Source organism: Bradyrhizobium sp. HKCCYLR20261 (assembly GCF_051168435.1).
Taxonomy (GTDB): Bacteria; Pseudomonadota; Alphaproteobacteria; order Rhizobiales; family Xanthobacteraceae; genus Bradyrhizobium.
On the sequence record NZ_JBNPUZ010000002.1, the window covers coordinates 252202 to 268480 of the forward strand.

Annotated in this window: 14 protein-coding genes; 2 read left to right on the plus strand and 12 right to left on the minus strand. The window is 65.2% G+C overall.

Going from position 1 to position 16279, the window contains the following annotated elements; translation table 11 throughout:
* Window positions 1–46: 46 nt before the first annotated feature.
* The gene (locus ACQR1L_RS04815) at window positions 47–853 is read right to left on the minus strand and encodes a MetQ/NlpA family ABC transporter substrate-binding protein (protein WP_434856788.1); all 807 of its coding nucleotides are present in this window, start codon (window positions 851–853) and stop codon (window positions 47–49) included.
* A 424-nt stretch (window positions 854–1277) separates the two neighbouring features.
* Between ACQR1L_RS04815 and ACQR1L_RS04820 the strand changes: the two genes are divergently transcribed.
* Complete coding sequence (locus tag ACQR1L_RS04820) at window positions 1278–2693, plus strand: LLM class flavin-dependent oxidoreductase (protein WP_434856789.1); 1416 nt, start codon at window positions 1278–1280, stop codon at window positions 2691–2693.
* A gap of 14 nt (window positions 2694–2707) precedes the next feature.
* Here ACQR1L_RS04820 and ACQR1L_RS04825 read toward each other — a convergent pair whose 3' ends face one another.
* The 8 genes from ACQR1L_RS04825 to ACQR1L_RS04860 form a co-directional block, all read right to left on the minus strand.
* Window positions 2708–3217, minus strand: coding sequence for an Lrp/AsnC family transcriptional regulator (locus ACQR1L_RS04825; RefSeq protein WP_434856790.1), 510 nt, complete (start codon window positions 3215–3217; stop codon window positions 2708–2710).
* A 198-nt stretch (window positions 3218–3415) separates the two neighbouring features.
* Entirely contained in the window at window positions 3416–4642 is a 1227-nt protein-coding gene (locus ACQR1L_RS04830) for an acyl-CoA dehydrogenase family protein (RefSeq protein WP_434856791.1), read from the minus strand.
* A 20-nt stretch (window positions 4643–4662) separates the two neighbouring features.
* Complete coding sequence (locus tag ACQR1L_RS04835) at window positions 4663–5679, minus strand: ABC transporter substrate-binding protein (RefSeq protein ID WP_434856792.1); 1017 nt, start codon at window positions 5677–5679, stop codon at window positions 4663–4665.
* 21 nt (window positions 5680–5700) lie between these two features.
* The gene (locus ACQR1L_RS04840; protein WP_434857240.1) at window positions 5701–6453 is read right to left on the minus strand and encodes an ABC transporter ATP-binding protein; all 753 of its coding nucleotides are present in this window, start codon (window positions 6451–6453) and stop codon (window positions 5701–5703) included.
* 31 nt (window positions 6454–6484) lie between these two features.
* The gene (locus ACQR1L_RS04845) at window positions 6485–7360 is read right to left on the minus strand and encodes an ABC transporter permease (RefSeq protein WP_434856793.1); all 876 of its coding nucleotides are present in this window, start codon (window positions 7358–7360) and stop codon (window positions 6485–6487) included.
* A complete protein-coding gene (locus tag ACQR1L_RS04850; protein WP_434856794.1) occupies window positions 7357–8985 on the minus strand; it encodes a rhodanese-like domain-containing protein in 1629 nt (542 codons plus the stop codon). The genes ACQR1L_RS04845 and ACQR1L_RS04850 overlap by 4 nt, the downstream gene beginning before the upstream one ends.
* 31 nt (window positions 8986–9016) lie before the next feature.
* Window positions 9017–10375 carry an LLM class flavin-dependent oxidoreductase gene (locus ACQR1L_RS04855; protein ID WP_434856795.1) on the minus strand — a complete coding sequence of 453 codons (1359 nt, stop codon included), beginning with the start codon at window positions 10373–10375 and terminating at the stop codon, window positions 9017–9019.
* 60 nt (window positions 10376–10435) lie between these two features.
* On the minus strand, window positions 10436–11218 hold the full coding sequence (locus ACQR1L_RS04860; protein WP_434856796.1) for a MetQ/NlpA family ABC transporter substrate-binding protein: 783 nt from the start codon (window positions 11216–11218) through the stop codon (window positions 10436–10438).
* A 324-nt stretch (window positions 11219–11542) separates the two neighbouring features.
* Here ACQR1L_RS04860 and ACQR1L_RS04865 point away from each other — a divergent pair, with 324 nt between their 5' ends.
* On the plus strand, window positions 11543–12184 hold the full coding sequence (locus ACQR1L_RS04865; protein ID WP_434856797.1) for a glutathione S-transferase family protein: 642 nt from the start codon (window positions 11543–11545) through the stop codon (window positions 12182–12184).
* Between the two features lie 93 nt (window positions 12185–12277).
* On the opposite strand, the gene ACQR1L_RS04870 is transcribed toward ACQR1L_RS04865, so the two are convergent.
* The 3 genes from ACQR1L_RS04870 to ACQR1L_RS04880 form a co-directional block, all read right to left on the minus strand.
* Complete coding sequence (locus ACQR1L_RS04870; protein ID WP_434856798.1) at window positions 12278–13120, minus strand: MetQ/NlpA family ABC transporter substrate-binding protein; 843 nt, start codon at window positions 13118–13120, stop codon at window positions 12278–12280.
* 172 nt (window positions 13121–13292) lie between these two features.
* Complete coding sequence (locus tag ACQR1L_RS04875; protein ID WP_434856799.1) at window positions 13293–14642, minus strand: LLM class flavin-dependent oxidoreductase; 1350 nt, start codon at window positions 14640–14642, stop codon at window positions 13293–13295.
* Window positions 14643–14679: 37 nt separating this feature from the next.
* Window positions 14680–16275 (minus strand): ABC transporter substrate-binding protein, encoded by a 1596-nt coding sequence (locus tag ACQR1L_RS04880; protein ID WP_434856800.1) that lies wholly within the window; start codon window positions 16273–16275, stop codon window positions 14680–14682.
* Between the last annotated feature and the right edge of the window lie 4 nt (window positions 16276–16279).

A 16279-nucleotide genomic window follows, 5' to 3' on the forward strand; every position in this document is an offset into this window, starting at 1 on the left:
CTCCCATGGGGGAGAACCGACCAGGCCCCGACGCCTCACCGCGAGATCACGACGCCTTGTTGTCGAAGCCGGCCGGGATGAAGGCCGGCAGCTTCTCCTCGATGAACTGCTTGACCTCCGGCGACTTGAAGATCTCGATGAAGGCCTTCAGCTTCGGATTGTCCTTCTTGTCCGCGCGCGCGGTGAAGCGCAGCACCAGGCCATCATCGATGGTCCGGTCGATGATCAGCGCAGACTTCGGATCGCCGCCCGCCGGGATCAGATAGGTGATGTTGACGAGACCCAGCGTCACGTCATCGAGCGAGCGGTAGGTCTGAGCCGGATCGAGCTCGACGATCTTCAGGTTTTTCGGGTTCTCGATGATGTCGAGCTTGGAGACCGAGAACCCCTTGCCCGGCGCCAGCTTGATCAGGCCGGCGCGCTCCAGCAGGATCAGCCCGCGCGCGCCATTGAGCGGCTCGTTGGGAATGGCGACGGAATCGCCGTCCTTCACTTCGTCGAGCCTCTTGATCTTCCTGGAGAACAGCCCGACCGGGGCGATCACGCCGACCTTGTCGACCTGAACGAAGTTATAGCCGCGCTGCTTGTTCTGCAGCGCCAGATAGGTGGCGTGCTGGAACAGATTGGCGTCGACGTCGCCGGAGTTCACGACCTCGTTGATCGCCACCCAGTCCGACAGCTCCACGACCTTGACGTCCTGGCCCTTCTCCTTGGCGAGCTTGGCGGCAAACCCGACCAGCTGGCCGATCGGACCGGCGCTGGTGGAGATCTTCAGCGGCTCGTCGGCGCGAACCGCGACGGAAAGGCCAGAGACCAGGCCCACGGCCAGCATCACGCGCAGCAGCATCTTCATCAAAATCCATTCCTCGTTTGATCAGTCCGAACCTGTCGAGCTGGAAATGATGTGCGTGAGCCCGGTCGCTGTCGAGCGCTCGCGGAAAATAACGATGCGCGTTCTGTGGCACGCGCCGCGCGGGGCCTGTTTGTTTCCCGATCACGCCGCGCGAGCATGCGTTTGTTGTTCAGAGCTGGCGGGTCAAGAAGACGGAACCGCGGGGCGTATTGTACCCGACACCGTGAAGACCGCCGCGCGACCATCGCGCCTACCGCCACGCTCGGGGGAATTGATTTCGCCCTGAGATGTCAGGGCAGAATGATCGATACGCAGTCCGGTCCAAATGAAAACAACGTACTCCGGTCGAGCTGCTATCGTCGATGACGATCGCCAGCACAGTCTCTCGCGCGATTCCGATCAAGACCTGTTGGAAAGACGACCGATGACCAGGCCGCGCGAACTCAGGATCAATGCCTTCAACATGATGGCTCCGAGCCACAATTGGGGCGGGCTGTGGTCGCACCCGCGCGACCAGTCGATCAACTACAACACGCTGGACTATTGGGTCGACTACGCCAGGACGGCCGAGCGCGGCCTGCTCGACGGCATCTTCCTCGCCGACGTGTTCGGCGTCTACGACGTCTACGGCAACAGCGCCGACACCGCGCTGTCCCGGGCGATCCAGCTGCCGAACGCCGAGCCGACTTTGCTGGTCTCGGCGATGGCGCTCGTGACCCGTCATCTCGGCTTCGGCATCACCGCCAACCTCACCTACGAGCACCCCTACCAGTTCGCACGGCGCTTCTCGACGCTCGATCATCTGAGCGGAGGCCGCATCGGCTGGAACATCGTGACCGGCTATCTCGACAGCGGCGCGCGCGGCATGGGCCTGCCAGGGAATCGCGCCCATGACGACCGCTACGATGCGGCCGAGGATTTCCTCAGCGCGGTCTACAAGCTCTGGGAGGGCAGCTGGCAGCCCGGCGCGGTCCATCGTGATCGCGCGAACGGCCTGTTCACCGATCCATCCAAGGTGCATCGGGTGCAGCATCAAGCCGCGCATTTCAAGGTCGATGGCATCCATCTCGCCGAGCCGTCACCGCAGCGCACGCCCCTGCTCTACCAGGCCGGCACCTCCACACGCGGCCGCAGCTTCGCCGCGCGGCATGCGGAAGCCATCTTCCTGAACGGCCAGACGCGGCCGGTGCTTTCGCGCGCCGTGCGCGAGATCCGGCAGGCGGCAAAGGGCGCCGGCCGCGATCCCTACGACATCCGACTGTTCGCCGGCGCGACCGTGATCGTGGCGCCGACGCGGGCCGAGGCCAGCGACCTGCTCGCGGAGTACGCCGCGCATGTCGACCAGGCCGGACAGCTCGCGCTGCTCTCGGGCTGGGCGGGCATCGATTTCTCGACCTACAATCCGGATGATCCCATCCGCTATGTCGAGAGCAACGCCATCCAATCGATGGTCGAGAATTTCACCGTGCGCAGCGAGCGGCCGGTCAGGATCGGCGATCTCGCCGCCTTGAGCCGCGCCGGCGCGCGCTCGCCCTTCGTGGTCGGTTCGCCGCAGGACGTCGCCGACGAGCTGATCGCCTGGGCCGAAGAGACCGATGTCGACGGCTTCAACCTGTTCCGCCTGGTGGCACCGGAGTCCCTGGAAGCCTTCGTCGACCTCGTGGTGCCGGAGCTGCAGTCGCGCGGCGTCTACAAGACGGCCTATCGCGACGGCACCTTGCGGGAAAAACTGTTTCCCGGCCGCGGACCTCTCCTGCATCAGACGCATCCGGGCGCGCGCTATCGTGATCCCGCGACCCTGGAGCAGATGGCGCCGGAACGGACCGACGCGGCGGAGTGACTTGCGATCGGCGGCTACGTCGCCTCGACGGGCGGAACAGGCAGCGCCGTCACCGACTTGATCTTCTCCATGGCGAAGCGCGACGTCACATTCTTCAAGGCGACGGAGCCGATCAGCTTCTTGTAGAACAGATCGTAGCTCTGCATGTCGGCGACGACCACGCGCAGCATGTAGTCGACGTCGCCGGCCATGCGATAGAACTCCATCACCTCCGGCATGCCGCTGACGATTTCCGCAAACTTCTTCAGCCAGGCGTCGGAATGGTCGGCGCTTTCCACCGAGACGAACACCGACAATCCCAGACCGATCCGGTTCTGATCGACCAGGGCCACCTTCCCGGTGATGATGCCCTCGGCTTCCATGCGCTGGATCCGCTTCCAGCAGGGTGTCGACGACAGGCCGACGCGGTCGCCGATCTCGGCGACCGACAGTGACGCATTCTCCTGCAATACCGTCAGGATCTTGCGATCGATCGCGTCGATGCGCCGTGGCGCAGTCGACGAGGGGACAGCGGCGTCCGCCATTCGGGGAACTTTCTTCTCAAGACACAACCGTCATCAATCTGCATGGAATATCCTTCTATTCAAGCTGATTTTCGACGCGTCGAGACGTGCCTTCAGAGAACAATCTGCTCCGAAAAAGCCTCTTCGTAGTTCAGCTACTCATGCCGTATCGTCCTGGTACGTCTGCTCCTATCATCTGCAGCGATCGATGTGTGCGCTTTATCCCGCCGTGCCGATCCGATACTGGCCCGGCGGCGGCGTGCCGTTCACGGCGAAGTCGCCGACGATGCGGTCGCGATAGACGCGCGGATTGTGCGAGATGATGGTGCGGGCGTTGCGCCAGTAGCGGTCGAGCGCGAGCGGCTTGGCGGCCGAGGAGGCGCCGAGCGCATCGAACAGGATGGTGGTCGCCTGCAGCACGAGGTCGGAGACGACGGTGACCGACTGGTCGAGCTCGATCTCCGCGATGGCGATGGCCTCGGCGGCGCGTTCGTCATCCCCGCTCAGGTGCGCCTCGTGGGCGCGCTGCAAGGCCTCGGCGACCTTGAGCACGATCAGGCCAGCGGCATAGGCATTGCCGCGGACACGGCCGACGATCTGCAGGATCTGCGGATCGGCCGAAACGGTCGGCGCGTTGCCATGGCTGAACACGCGCTTGCGTTCGCGCACCAGGCGGGCGACGTCGCCGGCGGCGGCGCGGCCGATGCCGGCCAGGGTCGCCAGATGGACCAGCTGGTAGAACGGATTGGAGTATTTGAAGCGCTCGCCGACCGGCACGATCTGGTCCGGCTCGATCGGCGCATCGGTGAAGATCGCGGTGCCGCTGGCGGTGGTCGCCTGCCCGAAGCCGTTCCAATCGTCCAGCACCTCGACGCCGCCGCCATGGCGCGACACCACGACTCCGACCGGATCACCGTTTTCGAGCTGCGCGGCGACATTGATCCAGTCGGCGAACAGCGTGCCGGTGGTGTAGTATTTGCGGCCGTTGAGGACGGTACGCCCGTCCTTGTTCGAAACCACGGTGGAGAACGCGCTCACGCTGGCATCACCGATCTCGGTATGGCCATTGCCGAAGAACGTCTTCTCGGCCAGGCGGCCGAGCCACAGCTTACGGCGCTGCGGATTGCGCGAATTTAAAACGTCCTCGGTGAAGCCGAAATGGGCGCGCACCGCATTGGTGACGTTGGAGTCGCCCTCGGACAGCTCGATCAGCAGGTTGAACAGCTCCGGCAAGGTCGCACCGCCGCCGCCGAATTCCGCGGGCACACGGACCGCGGTGAAGCCCGCCGCCCGCAACGCCTTGATCTCGTCATAGGGCAGCTTGCGCTCCAGATCCCGCTCCACGGCGCTCGCGCGGATCTTCTGGAACAGCGGCCGGAACGGCTCGGCGAGCTCTTCGTAGCGCGCGCTGGGGCCACTGCCCCAGCCGAGTGCGATCTGTGTCATAGTCGTTCTCCTTATTGGGCTCAGCGGTGCGCCACTGCAGCTGCGTTGAAGTCACGGTTGAACTCCACGGCGACGTCGATGGCCTTCGGAATGACGCCGGACTTGAGCAGCACCTCGGCGATGCGCTGCTCGCGCGCAATGAGTGCATCGTCGAACACCACGAACGAGGATTGCTGGAAGGCCGTGACGAACTTCGCGCGCGGCGGCGTCTGCTTCAGCTTCTCGACGAAGATCGCCTCGATCTCCGCCATGTGATCGGGATACCAGGTCCAGTAGGTCCTGAGCCGGGTCAGGAAGTCCGCGATCTGCGCCTTCTTCTCAGGGTTGCGCAGTACGTCGCCGCGCGCGGTGAACACGTTGAGGGCGGGAATGTCGAGTTCGTCGCTGTTGACGAGGATCTTCGCCTTGCCGGCCTCGATGGTGTCGATCACGCCGAGTGTCGAGCCGGAGAAGATGTCGACCTTGCCGGAGTTGAAGGCGGCCGCGCTCGTGGTGGTGTCCTGCAGGCGAACCGCTTCGATGTCCTTTTCCGTCAAACCCGCCTTCACCAGTGACAGCACATATTGCAAATAGTTGTAGCCGCCGTAATTGTGCGACCAGGAATGCCCCTTCGCATCGGCCAGCGTCTCGACGCCGGTACCGGTCCGCGCCACCGTCACGATCGGCGGGTATTTCTTGTCGGCGGTGCGCCAGCCGGCCACGATCTGCAGCGGGGCGTTGGCGGCGGTCCATTCCTCCTTGGCCTTGCCTTGCTCGATGATCAGCGAGGTGTCGCCCATGTGCCCGATGTCGATCGCCTTCGAATACAGCGCGGAGAGCTGCGCCGCCGGACCGGTCAGCGTGACCCACTGCACCTCGTAGGGCGCGCCGTCGAGCACCTTCGACGCGGCGACCGTCTCCGGCAGGGTCTGATCCTGGAAGCCGACCAGCAGCACCGGCTTGGCGCCTTCGGCAATCGCCGTGGTCGACAGACCGATCGCCGCCACGGCGGCAGCCACCAGCGACTTGAGGAGATGTGTCGAGAGAGTTGTCTTCATCGTCATCCTCCTGGGAACTTGTCAGATCGGCGCCGCGTCGGTCGCGACGCCGAGTTCGGCCAGCAGTCGCTGGCGCAGCAGTTCGATATGACGATCGGTGCGGGCCCGCGGCCGCGGCGATCCGACGTGCTGATCGAGGCGCACCCGGCCGCCATTCAAGACCACGACCCGATCGGCGAGAGCGAGCGCTTCGTCGATGTCGTGCGTCACCAGCACCACGCCCGGAGAATGCCGCCGCACCAGCTCGTGAACGAGACCCTGCATGCGAAGCCGGGTCAGCGCATCGAGCGCGGCGAACGGCTCGTCGAGCAGCAGGAGGTCCGGCTCCTGCACCAGCGCCCGTGCCAGCGCGACGCGCTGCGCTTCGCCGCCGGAGAGCGTGCGCGGCCAGGCATCGGCATGGCTCGCTAAGCCGACCTCGGCGAGTGCGGTCGAAGCGAGCTGGCGGCTCGCCGCAGTGCGCGGATGACCGAGCACGACGTTGCGCCAGACCTTGAGCGCCGGCACCAGCCGTGGCTCCTGAAATACGACAGAGCGCGCGGCCGCCACGGCCACCTCTCCCGCATCGGCGCGGTCCAGCGCGGCAAGGATGCGCAACAGCGTGGTCTTGCCGGTGCCAGATGGCCCTAGCAGAGCGACGAACTCGCCCTTGCGCACAGAGAGATTAACACCGTCGAGCACAGCGCGGCCGGCGAAGCTGCGCCGCACGCCGCGGAGCCGCACGGTCTCCGGACCGAGATCGTTGTCGACCGCGTCGTGCCCGGTCTCGACCACGACCGGTGCGACCGGGCGCAGGCTGGCCAGATCATGCAAAGACAAGCGAGGCCCTCCATGGCAGCGCCGCGCGTTCGACCGAGCGCATCACGAGGTCGATCACGATGCCGAGCAGCGCGTAGACGATGATGCCGGCGATGATCACATCCGTGCGCTGGTTCTGATTGGCGTTGTTAAGGATGTAGCCGATGCCGGAGCGGGCATTGATCTGCTCGGCGGCGACCAGCGCCAGCAGCGATACGCCGGCGGAGAAACGGATGCCGACCAGGATCGACGGCAGCGCGGTCGGCAGGATCACCCGCAGCGCGATCTGCCGCGGATCGAGCCCGAACACCTTGCCGGCCTCGATCAGCTTGGGATCGACGCCGCGCACCCCCGCATAGGTGTTGAGATAGACGGGAAAGATCGTCGCGCCATAGATCAGCGCGACCTTGGCGGTCTCGCCGATGCCGAACCAGATGATGAAAAGCGGAATCATCGCGATGAACGGGATCGTGCGCAGCATCTGCAGCGGCGCATCGAACAGCTCCTCGCCGAGCCGCCAGAGACCGGCGAACAGGCCAAGGGCCAGCCCGGTGCCGGCGCCGAGAGCAAGGCCGCTCAGCGCGCGGCGAAGCGAGGCCGGAATGGCGGCCTGCAGCTCCCCCGTCGTGATCAGCTCAGCGAAGGCGTCGAGCACGGTCAGCGGCGACGGCAGGACGGTCGGCTCGACGAGGCCGAAACCAGACACCGCCTGCCACGCCGCCAGCAGCGTGATGGGCACGAGCGCCCGGAGTGCACCGCGGCCGCTCGCGATCCGCGTGCGCCGGCTGACGGCGGGATCACCGGCGCCGAGCTCGACGAGTTGCACGTGCGCCGCAACGTCACGCGACTCGCTCGCGGCGATGGTCGCCCCGGACAGGCTCATGGAAAGACCTTGAAGGACAAATCCGGATCACGCTCGATCTGCGCCAGCAGGCCGACCTCCCAATCGAGATAGGCCTTGAACGCAGCGAGCCTGTCGCCGGACTGCTGATAGGGCGAACGCCAGACGTCGTCAGCCTCGTGGATGAGTGCGGTCTCGCCCGTCTCCAGCGGCAGGCCGGCCGCGCGCCACGCCTGCGTGCCGCCCGCCAGCACGCGAACGGGCCGGCCGATCTGCGGAGCAAGCTCAGCGGCGGCGAACGCTGCGAGGACACCGTCCGCGGACGTCAGCACGATCGCAGAATGATCACCGAGATCGCGCGATGCATCGAGCCTGGCGCGGATGGCGAACCTTGCGCCGGGGATGTGGCTAGCCGCATAGACGAGACTGGTGTCGAGATCGATCACGGTGACCGCACCCGTATCGAGCTCGGCCTTCAGCGCGGCAGGCGCGATCGTCTCCACCGCCGGCGGCGCGCGCAGCAGAGGCGGCTGATCCGGCCTGGTCAGCCGTCCCTCGCCGGTCTGCCGAACCGCCAGCGCGTGAACCTCGCCCCAGCCGAGCTGCACCAGCCAGCTCGCGGTGATCGCGGCACGCACGCCGACCTGGTCGTCGACCACTACGATCCGGGCGTTGCGCGCGCCGACCCAGCGGTCGATGCCCTGCACCAGTTGACCGCCCTCTGCCCAATGCGCGCCAGGCAGATGGCCCGCCTCGAACTCGGCCTTACTGCGGACATCGTAGACGTAGAGCGAGCGCCGGTCGGCGTCGCCTCGAAAGCCATCGAGTGTCGCCTCGTCGATCCACGACAGCGCGAAACGGCGGGACAGCTTCGCGACGGCGGCCTTCGCTTGTGCCAATGCCGCATCGCTGGGCGGCTGAAGCTCCGCCTTGTGGCCGTGGTCGAGGCTCCAGCCATGGGCCAGCCACGCCATCGTCCCGTTCTCAAGCGCCACCACCTTATTAGGCAGCCCTGCGTTGATCAGCGCCTGGGCACCGATGATCGATCGCGTGCGTCCGGCGCAGTTGACGACCACGAGATCGTCAGGCGATGCAATCAGATCGTGGGCGCGCAGCGGCAGCTCGGCATTGGGCACGGCATGAGCGCCGGGCAGCGAGAAGTTCTCGAACTCCTGCAAAGTACGGCCGTCGAGCACGGCAATGCGCTCGCCCGTATCGAGCCGCGCCTTGAACTCCTCGGCCGAGATATGCGGCGTGCCGTAGGCGTGCTCGACGAACTCGCCGAACGCCTTCGAATAGGCGCCCGAGCCGGTATAGACCTCGCGGCCCGAGCTGGCCCAGGCCGCCACGCCGCCGCTCAGCACCGAGACATCCACGAAGCCGAGCTCCGCCAGCTTCGCCGCCGCGCGCGCGGCGAGATCGCCCTGCCCGGCATCGGTCACGACGATCGGCACGGACCGTCGCTTGAGCAGGCTGCCGGCGCGAAGCTCGAGCCGGCTCAACGGCAGCGGCACCGAGAAGATGATGTGGCCGTCTCTGGCGATCACCCCCTCCTCACGGACGTCAACCAGCGCCAGCTCGGCATTGTCATGCAAGCGGGCTGCAAGCACGTCGACCTCGATGCCCGGAAAGCGCGACGGCGCGATCGATGCGAGTGGTGCGTTCATCAGAATGCCTCCAGCGCTTTTCCAGCTGTGATCAGGTCCGCAGCGCGGCGACGTTGGTCGGTGCACCGAACAGCGTCTCACTCGCTGTGGCCCGACGCGCCGGGCGTGCGATCCCGAGATGGTCGCGCAACGTCGTGCCCTCGTAGTGCTCGCGGAAGATGCCCTTGCGCCGTAGCAGCGGCACCACCTCCTCCGCGAATGCATCGAATCCGGTTGCGATGACGTCCGGCATGATGTTGAAACCGTCGACGAAGCCGGTCGCGAACCAGTCGGCGATGCCGTCGGCAATCTGCTCGGGCGTGCCGACCACGATGCGATGGCTGGTGCCGCCGCCCTGGGCGCGGATCAGCTGGCGCACGGTCAGATTGCCACGCTGGGCGGTTGCGACAGCGCCCTTGAAGAAGGTCTGGATGCCATCGGCCGCCAGCGGCAAGGGCGGCAGCGGTTTGTCAAGCTCGAGACTCTCAGGCGAAACGCCAAGCGTGCCGGCGAGACGCCGCAGACCATATTCGAACGGCAACAGCTCCCAGAGTTCCTGCTCACGCTGCCTCGCTTCGGCCTCGGTGCCGCCGATCACCGTGACGAGCCCAGGGAAGATCAGGATGTCGCTGGCGCGCCGGCCATGCGCGACCGCACGCGCGCGCAGATCGGTGCTGTACTCCTCGGCCTCGTCGAGGGTGAGGGCGACGGAGAACACCGCGTCCGCGTAGCGCGCCGCGAGGTCGCGGCCTGCATCGGAGCCGCCGGCCTGCACCACGATCGGCCGCCCCTGCGGCGAGCGCGGCACGTTGAGCGGTCCGGCGACGGAAAAATGCTTGCCGCGGTGATTGATCGCGTGGATCCGCGACGGATCGATGAGCCGCCCGGCCGCCTTGTCGCCCAGCACCGCATCATCGTCCCAGCTGTCCCAGAGCGCGCCGACCACCGCAGTGAACTCGGCACCCCGTTCATAGCGTGCGTCGTGCTCGGGGCGCACATCCGCACCAAAATTGCGACCCGCCGCCGGATCAGCCGTGGTCACGACGTTGAGGCCGGCGCGGCCGCGGCTGACATGGTCGAGCGACGCCCATCGGCGGGCAATGTTGTACGGCTCGTTGTAGGACGAGGATGCTGTGCCGATCAGGCCGATATGCGTGGTTGCCGCGGCGATGGCGGTGAGCACGATGCTCGGCTCGAGCGACTGGAACGAGCGAAACTCCGGACTGTCCGACAGCGACGGAAAATCCGCCAGGAACACTGCATCGAACGTCGCGCGCTCGGCGAGCCTGACGGTCCGCACCCAATAGTCGATGTCGAAGAACCCGGCGGGATCGGACGCCGGCCAGCGCCAGGCGGCGCCGAACGTCCCGGCATTGAGGAAGTTGAGATTGAGATGAAGCTGCCTCGCCATGCGTCTCTCCCCGCCATCGACTGCCACCGGTCCCGCCACTGCATCCGGCGCGACGCGCGATCAGAACGCCGGGATCTGTCCCGGAAGCCGGTCCTTGATGAGCTGGCGGATGGTGTCGTTCTGGAAGGCGCGGACCAGCGTGGGCACCCAGGGCGCATCCTTGTCGCGCTCGCGCACCGCGATGAAGTTGCTGTAGGGATTGTCGGCCGGCGATTCGATCGCAATCGAATCCTTGCCGGGAATGAGGCCTGCCGGCACTGCGTAGTTGGTGTTGACCACGGCGGCATCGAGATCGCCGAGACTGCGCGGCAGTTGCGCGGCGTCGATCTCGCGGAACTGCAGCTTCCTGGGATTGTCGACCACGTCGAGCACCGTCGGCAGCAGGCCTGAGCCCTCCTTGACCTTGATCAGCCTCTCGGCCTGCAGCAGCAGCAGCGCCCGGCCGCCATTCGAGGGATCGTTCGGAATTCCGATCGCAGCTCCCGCCTTGATCTCGTCGACCGATTTCACCTTTTTCGAGTACAGCCCGATCGGCGCGATGATCGTGGTGCCCACCGGCACGATCTTGTAGCCGCGCGTCTTGATCTGGTTGTCGAGGAAGGGCCGATGCTGGAACGCATTGGCGTCGAGATCGCCCGAGTCGAGCGCCGCATTCGGCAGCAGATAGTCGTTGAAGACGACCACGGACACGTCGAGCCCGTCCTTGGCCGCGATCTCCTTCACCTTGGCCCAGAGAATCTCCGCATCGCCGCCGGAGATGCCGACCTTGATCTTCTGATCGGCGAACGCCGGCGCGGCGAACAGCACAAGGCCGGCCAAGATCGAAAGCAGGATGCGTCTCATGTCGCTTGGTCTCCAACAAGGCAAATTGAATGTTCCAAATAGTGGACACGAACGCTTGCCGTGACAATGAAACGCGCGACCAAAGTTGACTGCGACCGGGGAAGGATCGTTTCTCGCGCATGAATAGCGTGACGTACTTGTTTCTCTGCGGCCGTCTACGCACCTCAGGAGAGCGTCGAAGCCGGTGGGCGGCGTGATTCCGGCCTTCTCGACTCTTTTCGGAAGCAGAATGATGATGAGTGATACTTTCAGATTCCGTCTGGTTGGGCGCAGCATCGGCGGCCGGGCGCAACTGGATCGGCGCGCGCTAAGGGTTCAGCCATCATGCTCACGGTTTGGGGACGCAAGACATCTTCGAATGTCCAGGCGCTGATGTGGTGCATCGGCGAGCTCGGGCTCGCCTATCGACGACAAGACGTCGGCCATCGCTACGGCGGGACCGACACGCCGGACTTCCTGGCCATGAATCCCAACGGCACGATCCCCGTGCTGGTTGACGAGAACGGCCCGCCGATCTGGGAAACGGGAGCGATCCTGCGCTATCTGGCAGCCCGGTATGGCACCCTGTCATTTTGGCCGCCGCTGCCACCCGATCGCGCCCACGTCGACATGTGGGCCGAATGGGCAAAACTCAATGTCGCCCTCGCGTTCACCGGCCCGGTCTTTGGCGCGGTCGTGCGAACCGCGCCAACAGACATCAATTGGACCGCGGTGCGCCGCGCGATCGGCGATCTGTCACGTGCGCTCGACATCGCAGACGACCGGCTGAGCCGAAGCGACTTCCTGTGTGGCGAGACCCTGACGCTGGCGGACATCCAGTTCGGGCACATCCTGTTCCGCTATTTCGACATCGCCATCGAACGCCCCCGGCACTCGGCCATCCGCGCCTATTTCGAGCGGCTTTGCCAACGGCCCGCCTATCGCGAGCACGTCATGGTCTCCTACGATGAGCTCCGGATCTTCTGAGAACGACGGCAGACGCGGCTGGTGGGGATGTCAGGAAGCGATGTCAAATGACCGATCCATCGCTCCCTGAACGTCCGTCGGCCGCTCCGCCGGCTAGCGCGTCACCGCCGCCTGGTCGCGCTCCCAGGGGAAGGAGATGACGTTGCCGTAGTACTTCTTGAGCGTCTCCTTGACCTCCGGTGTGGTCTGGTAGATTTCGATGAACCGCTTGATCTGCGGATCCTGGGCGCGATCCGGCCGGGTCACGAACCGCAGTGCGTAAAGGTCGTTCGGCTTTTCCAGCAGGACCGGCGTGTTCGGATCCAGGCCGCCGAGTTTTGCGAATGCCGGATAGGTCACGGCCGCATCGACGTCATCCAGGGAGCGTGAAATCTGGGGACCGTCCACCTGAACGATCTTCAGCTTCCTTGGATTGTCGAGAATGTCCGCGATGGTCGCGCGGTAGCCGACGTCCGGCTTGAGCTTGAGCAGACCGGCCTCCTGCAGCAACGCAAGGGCGCGCCCGGTGTTGATGGCATCGTTCGCAATCGCGATCGTCGCGCCATCCTTCAGCTCGCCCAGCGACTTGATCTTCTTCGAGTAGATTCCGTTCGTCGTCGAATAGCCGAGGCCGACCGGTACCAGCTTGTAGCCGGCCTTGCTGATGGAATCTTCTAGAAACGGCAGGTGCTGAAAATAGTTCAGGTCGAGATCGCCATTCGACACCGCGATGTTGGGCGTCGACCAATCGCTGAACTCCACGATCTTGACTTCGAGCCCCTGCGCCTTTGCCTTTGCGACCACGATCTCGAGCACGCCATTGGTTGGCATGGTTGCCACACCGACCCTGAGCGGTGAGGCGATTGCCTGCCCCGAGAGAGGAAGCAGAAGAAGGAGCGCAAGAACCCATTTGGGCCGAACAACACGAACGACCGAACTACGAAGCAGCAGCATCATCGAAATCACGTCAACCTACCATCCAGGACAGAGAGAGAGAGCTCTCAATTCTGGTCGCAAAACCCTGCGCATACAAGGAAACGGACAACCAATGTTGGCGAGACATCTGAAACGCTCGTCCATGACGGAAGACGTCAGGACGAGATCCTTCTCGATGGCGCGGAAGCGACGACTACTCCGCCGCGACCGCCTCACGCGCCTGGCGCTGCGGTCGGCGCAGGCCGAGATGATCGCGCAAGGTGCGGCCTTCATACTCCTCGCGGAACAGCCCGCGACGGCGCAGCTCCGGAACGACCAGGCGGATGAAGTCTTCGAGGCCGGTCGGCAGGGTCGGCGCCATGATGTTGAAGCCGTCGGCGCCGTAGTTTTCGAAGCGCTCCTCGAGCTGATCGGCGATCTGGCTCGGCGTGCCCACCACCTGCCAATGCCCGCGCGCACCGGCGATGCGCAGATAGAGGTCGCGCAGCGACAGGCCCTCACGTCGCGCGAGATCGACCAGCAACGCCTGCCGGCTCTTGCCGCCTTCGGTCTCCTTCAGCGCCGGCACCGGCCCGTTCGGATCGGCATTCAGGATCTCCGTCGTGCCGAGGAAGGTCGCGAGCAGGTCGAGGCCGACCTCGGGCGAGATCAGCGATTGCAGATAGTCGAACTTCTCCTTGGCTTCGCTCTCGGTCTCCCCAACCACGGGGAACACACCCGGCAGAATCTTGAGGTCGTCGGGCTCTCGCCCGTACTTGGCCAGCCGGCCCTTGACGTCGGCATAGAACGCAACAGCATCGGCCAGCGTCTGCTGCGCCGTGAAGATCGCCTCCGCCGTTCGCGCCGCCAGCGCCTTGCCGGGCTCGCTCGACCCGGCCTGCACGACAACCGGCCGTCCCTGCGGCGACGGCGGGATGTTGAGAGGCCCCCTCACCTTGAAATGCCGCCCGCGGTGATCGAGGACATGCAGCTTGGCGGCATCGAAATACACGCCGTCGGCGCGGTCGCGGACGAAGGCATCGTCGTCCCAGCTGTCCCACAGTCCGTTCACGACATCGGCGAACTCTTCCGCCCGCGCATAGCGATCCGCATGCGGGATGAGGCCGTCATAATTGAAGTTCAGCGCGGCGGACGCATCCGTCGAGGTCACGAGATTCCAGCCGGCCCGCCCGCCGCTGAGACGGTCGAGCGAGGCAAACTGCCGGGCCACATTGAAGGGCTCGTTGTAGCTGGTCGATACGGTGGCGACGAGACCGATGCGGGACGTCACCGCCGACAGCGCCGACAGCAGCGTCAATGGCTCGAACGGATAGACGCCGGTATGCGCCTTGCGGGTCGCGGCATTCAAGCGATCGATCTTGACGCCGACCTGATCGGCCAGAAACACAGCGTCGAACTTGGCGTCCTCGGCCAGCCTGGCGAATTGCACGAAGTCCTGCAGCGTCTGGCTGTCGGACGCTTCCTTGGAACGCCACGCCGCGACGTGATGGCCCGTGAACAGGAGGAATGCACCGAGCGAAAGCTTGTCCTTGCGGCGGGCCATCAGAGGTCTCCGAGACGAAAATGAAAGGATGTTGGGATCAGGCGGAAGGATCGATCCAGAGATCGGCGAAGCTGCCGTTCAGGCCTTCCGCGCCCGGCGCGAAGTTGCGCACCTTGCGGTTGGCGATGATGACGCCGCCGGCGGCGACCAGATCGACCGAGGCCACATCCTCATGAATGATGGACTGGAATGACGACCACAGCTGGCGGCGCTTCTCCACGTCCGTCTCGATCGCCGCCGCCTCGAGCAGGCGGTCGACCTCCGGATTGCCGTAGTGCGCGGCGTTGGAGAACGGCAGGCCGATGCGGAAGTTCTTCGACCAATAGGCCCGCTGCACGCCGAGCGTCGGGTCGAAGGTGTTCGACAGGCTTTCGATGGTCAGATCGAACGCCCGGTCGCGATAGACGACGTTGAGATAGGTGGCGAGATCATAGCGCTGGATCTCGATGTCGAGCCCGATCCGCCGCAATGAATTGCGCAGGAAGTCGGCGAAGCTCGGCGGCAAGAACGGATTCTGAGTCAACCGGAGCTTGGTGCGGATGCCGCCGGCACCGCGCGGCAGGCCGGCCTCGTCGAGCAGACGATCGGCCGCCTTGATGTCGAGCGGCCACGCCTGGATCTTGGGGTCGTAGAATTTCGGCAGCGCCGTGCTGATCGGTGAGGGCGAGACCAGGCCATAGCCGAAATAGACCACGTCGAGCAGCGCCTTCAGGTCGATTGCATGCGCGATGGCCTTGCGGACCCGCCGATCCTGCAGCACCTGGGTGTCGAAGTTGAAGAACAGCTGCTGCTGCGGTCCGGAATAGGCATAGGTCGTCGTATCGACCACGAACCGTTTGTCGGCCTTGAAGCGCTCGATGTCGCCATAAGGAACCGGCGTCGCGCCGATATCGACCTCCCCGGCCTCCAGCGCCGCGGCACGCGCGGCCGGATCGAGCACCACCTTTAGCACCAGCCGATCGACATAGGGCTTCGGCGCGTCCCAGTAGTTTGTATTGCGGACGAACAGAAGATGGCTGCCCGGCACCCATTCCCGCAGAATGAACGGCCCGGTGCCGATCATCTGCTCCAGCTTCGGCTGCTCCTCCGGCTTGAATGTCGAATAGACGTGCCGCGGCACGATCGGCGACTCCGCGCCGGCCAGGGCCGAGATCAGGAACGGCGCCGGTTTCGACAGCACGATGACGGCCGTCAGCGGATCCGGCGTCTCGACCGCCTCGACATTGGCGAAGGTGATGCGGCCGCGCGGATGGGCGATCTTGAGGCGCTCGACCGAGAACGCGACGTCAGATGAGGTGAAGGGCTGACCATCCGACCATTTGACGCCCGCCCGCAGCTTGAACGTATAGCGTTTGCCGTCCTCGCTGATCGACCATGAGGTCGCGAGCACCGGCTTCGGATTGAGATCGTAGTCGTAGGCCAGCAGGCCTTCGTTGATCTTGGTGCCGATCGTCTGCCCCGTGCCCGACGAGGTGTTGATCGCGATCAGCGCCGACGGATCAGGATAGTAAACCCAGTTGAGCGTTCCGCCCGACACGGGTTTTTCCGCGACAGCTCGCGCATGTCCAGGCAGCATGAGGGACGCAGCCGACGCGAGAGCGCCCAGGTTGAAGTCGCGGCGATCGATCTTCATTGCA

Excerpts from the sequence above, each read along its gene's own strand:
- ACQR1L_RS04835 (WP_434856792.1), bottom strand. The coding sequence starts at position 5,679 with ATGAAGACAACTCTCTCGACACATCTCCTCAAGTCGCTGGTGGCTGCC.
- ACQR1L_RS04860 (WP_434856796.1), bottom strand. The coding sequence starts at position 11,218 with ATGAGACGCATCCTGCTTTCGATCTTGGCCGGCCTTGTGCTGTTCGCC.
- ACQR1L_RS04830 (WP_434856791.1), bottom strand. The coding sequence starts at position 4,642 with ATGACACAGATCGCACTCGGCTGGGGCAGTGGCCCCAGCGCGCGCTAC.
- ACQR1L_RS04875 (WP_434856799.1), bottom strand. The coding sequence starts at position 14,642 with ATGGCCCGCCGCAAGGACAAGCTTTCGCTCGGTGCATTCCTCCTGTTC.
- ACQR1L_RS04845 (WP_434856793.1), bottom strand. The coding sequence starts at position 7,360 with ATGAGCCTGTCCGGGGCGACCATCGCCGCGAGCGAGTCGCGTGACGTT.
- ACQR1L_RS04850 (WP_434856794.1), bottom strand. The coding sequence starts at position 8,985 with ATGAACGCACCACTCGCATCGATCGCGCCGTCGCGCTTTCCGGGCATC.
- ACQR1L_RS04820 (WP_434856789.1), top strand. The coding sequence starts at position 1,278 with ATGACCAGGCCGCGCGAACTCAGGATCAATGCCTTCAACATGATGGCT.
- ACQR1L_RS04825 (WP_434856790.1), bottom strand. The coding sequence starts at position 3,217 with ATGGCGGACGCCGCTGTCCCCTCGTCGACTGCGCCACGGCGCATCGAC.
- ACQR1L_RS04865 (WP_434856797.1), top strand. The coding sequence starts at position 11,543 with ATGCTCACGGTTTGGGGACGCAAGACATCTTCGAATGTCCAGGCGCTG.
- ACQR1L_RS04815 (WP_434856788.1), bottom strand. The coding sequence starts at position 853 with ATGAAGATGCTGCTGCGCGTGATGCTGGCCGTGGGCCTGGTCTCTGGC.
- ACQR1L_RS04880 (WP_434856800.1), bottom strand. The coding sequence starts at position 16,275 with ATGAAGATCGATCGCCGCGACTTCAACCTGGGCGCTCTCGCGTCGGCT.
- ACQR1L_RS04855 (WP_434856795.1), bottom strand. The coding sequence starts at position 10,375 with ATGGCGAGGCAGCTTCATCTCAATCTCAACTTCCTCAATGCCGGGACG.
- ACQR1L_RS04870 (WP_434856798.1), bottom strand. The coding sequence starts at position 13,120 with ATGATGCTGCTGCTTCGTAGTTCGGTCGTTCGTGTTGTTCGGCCCAAA.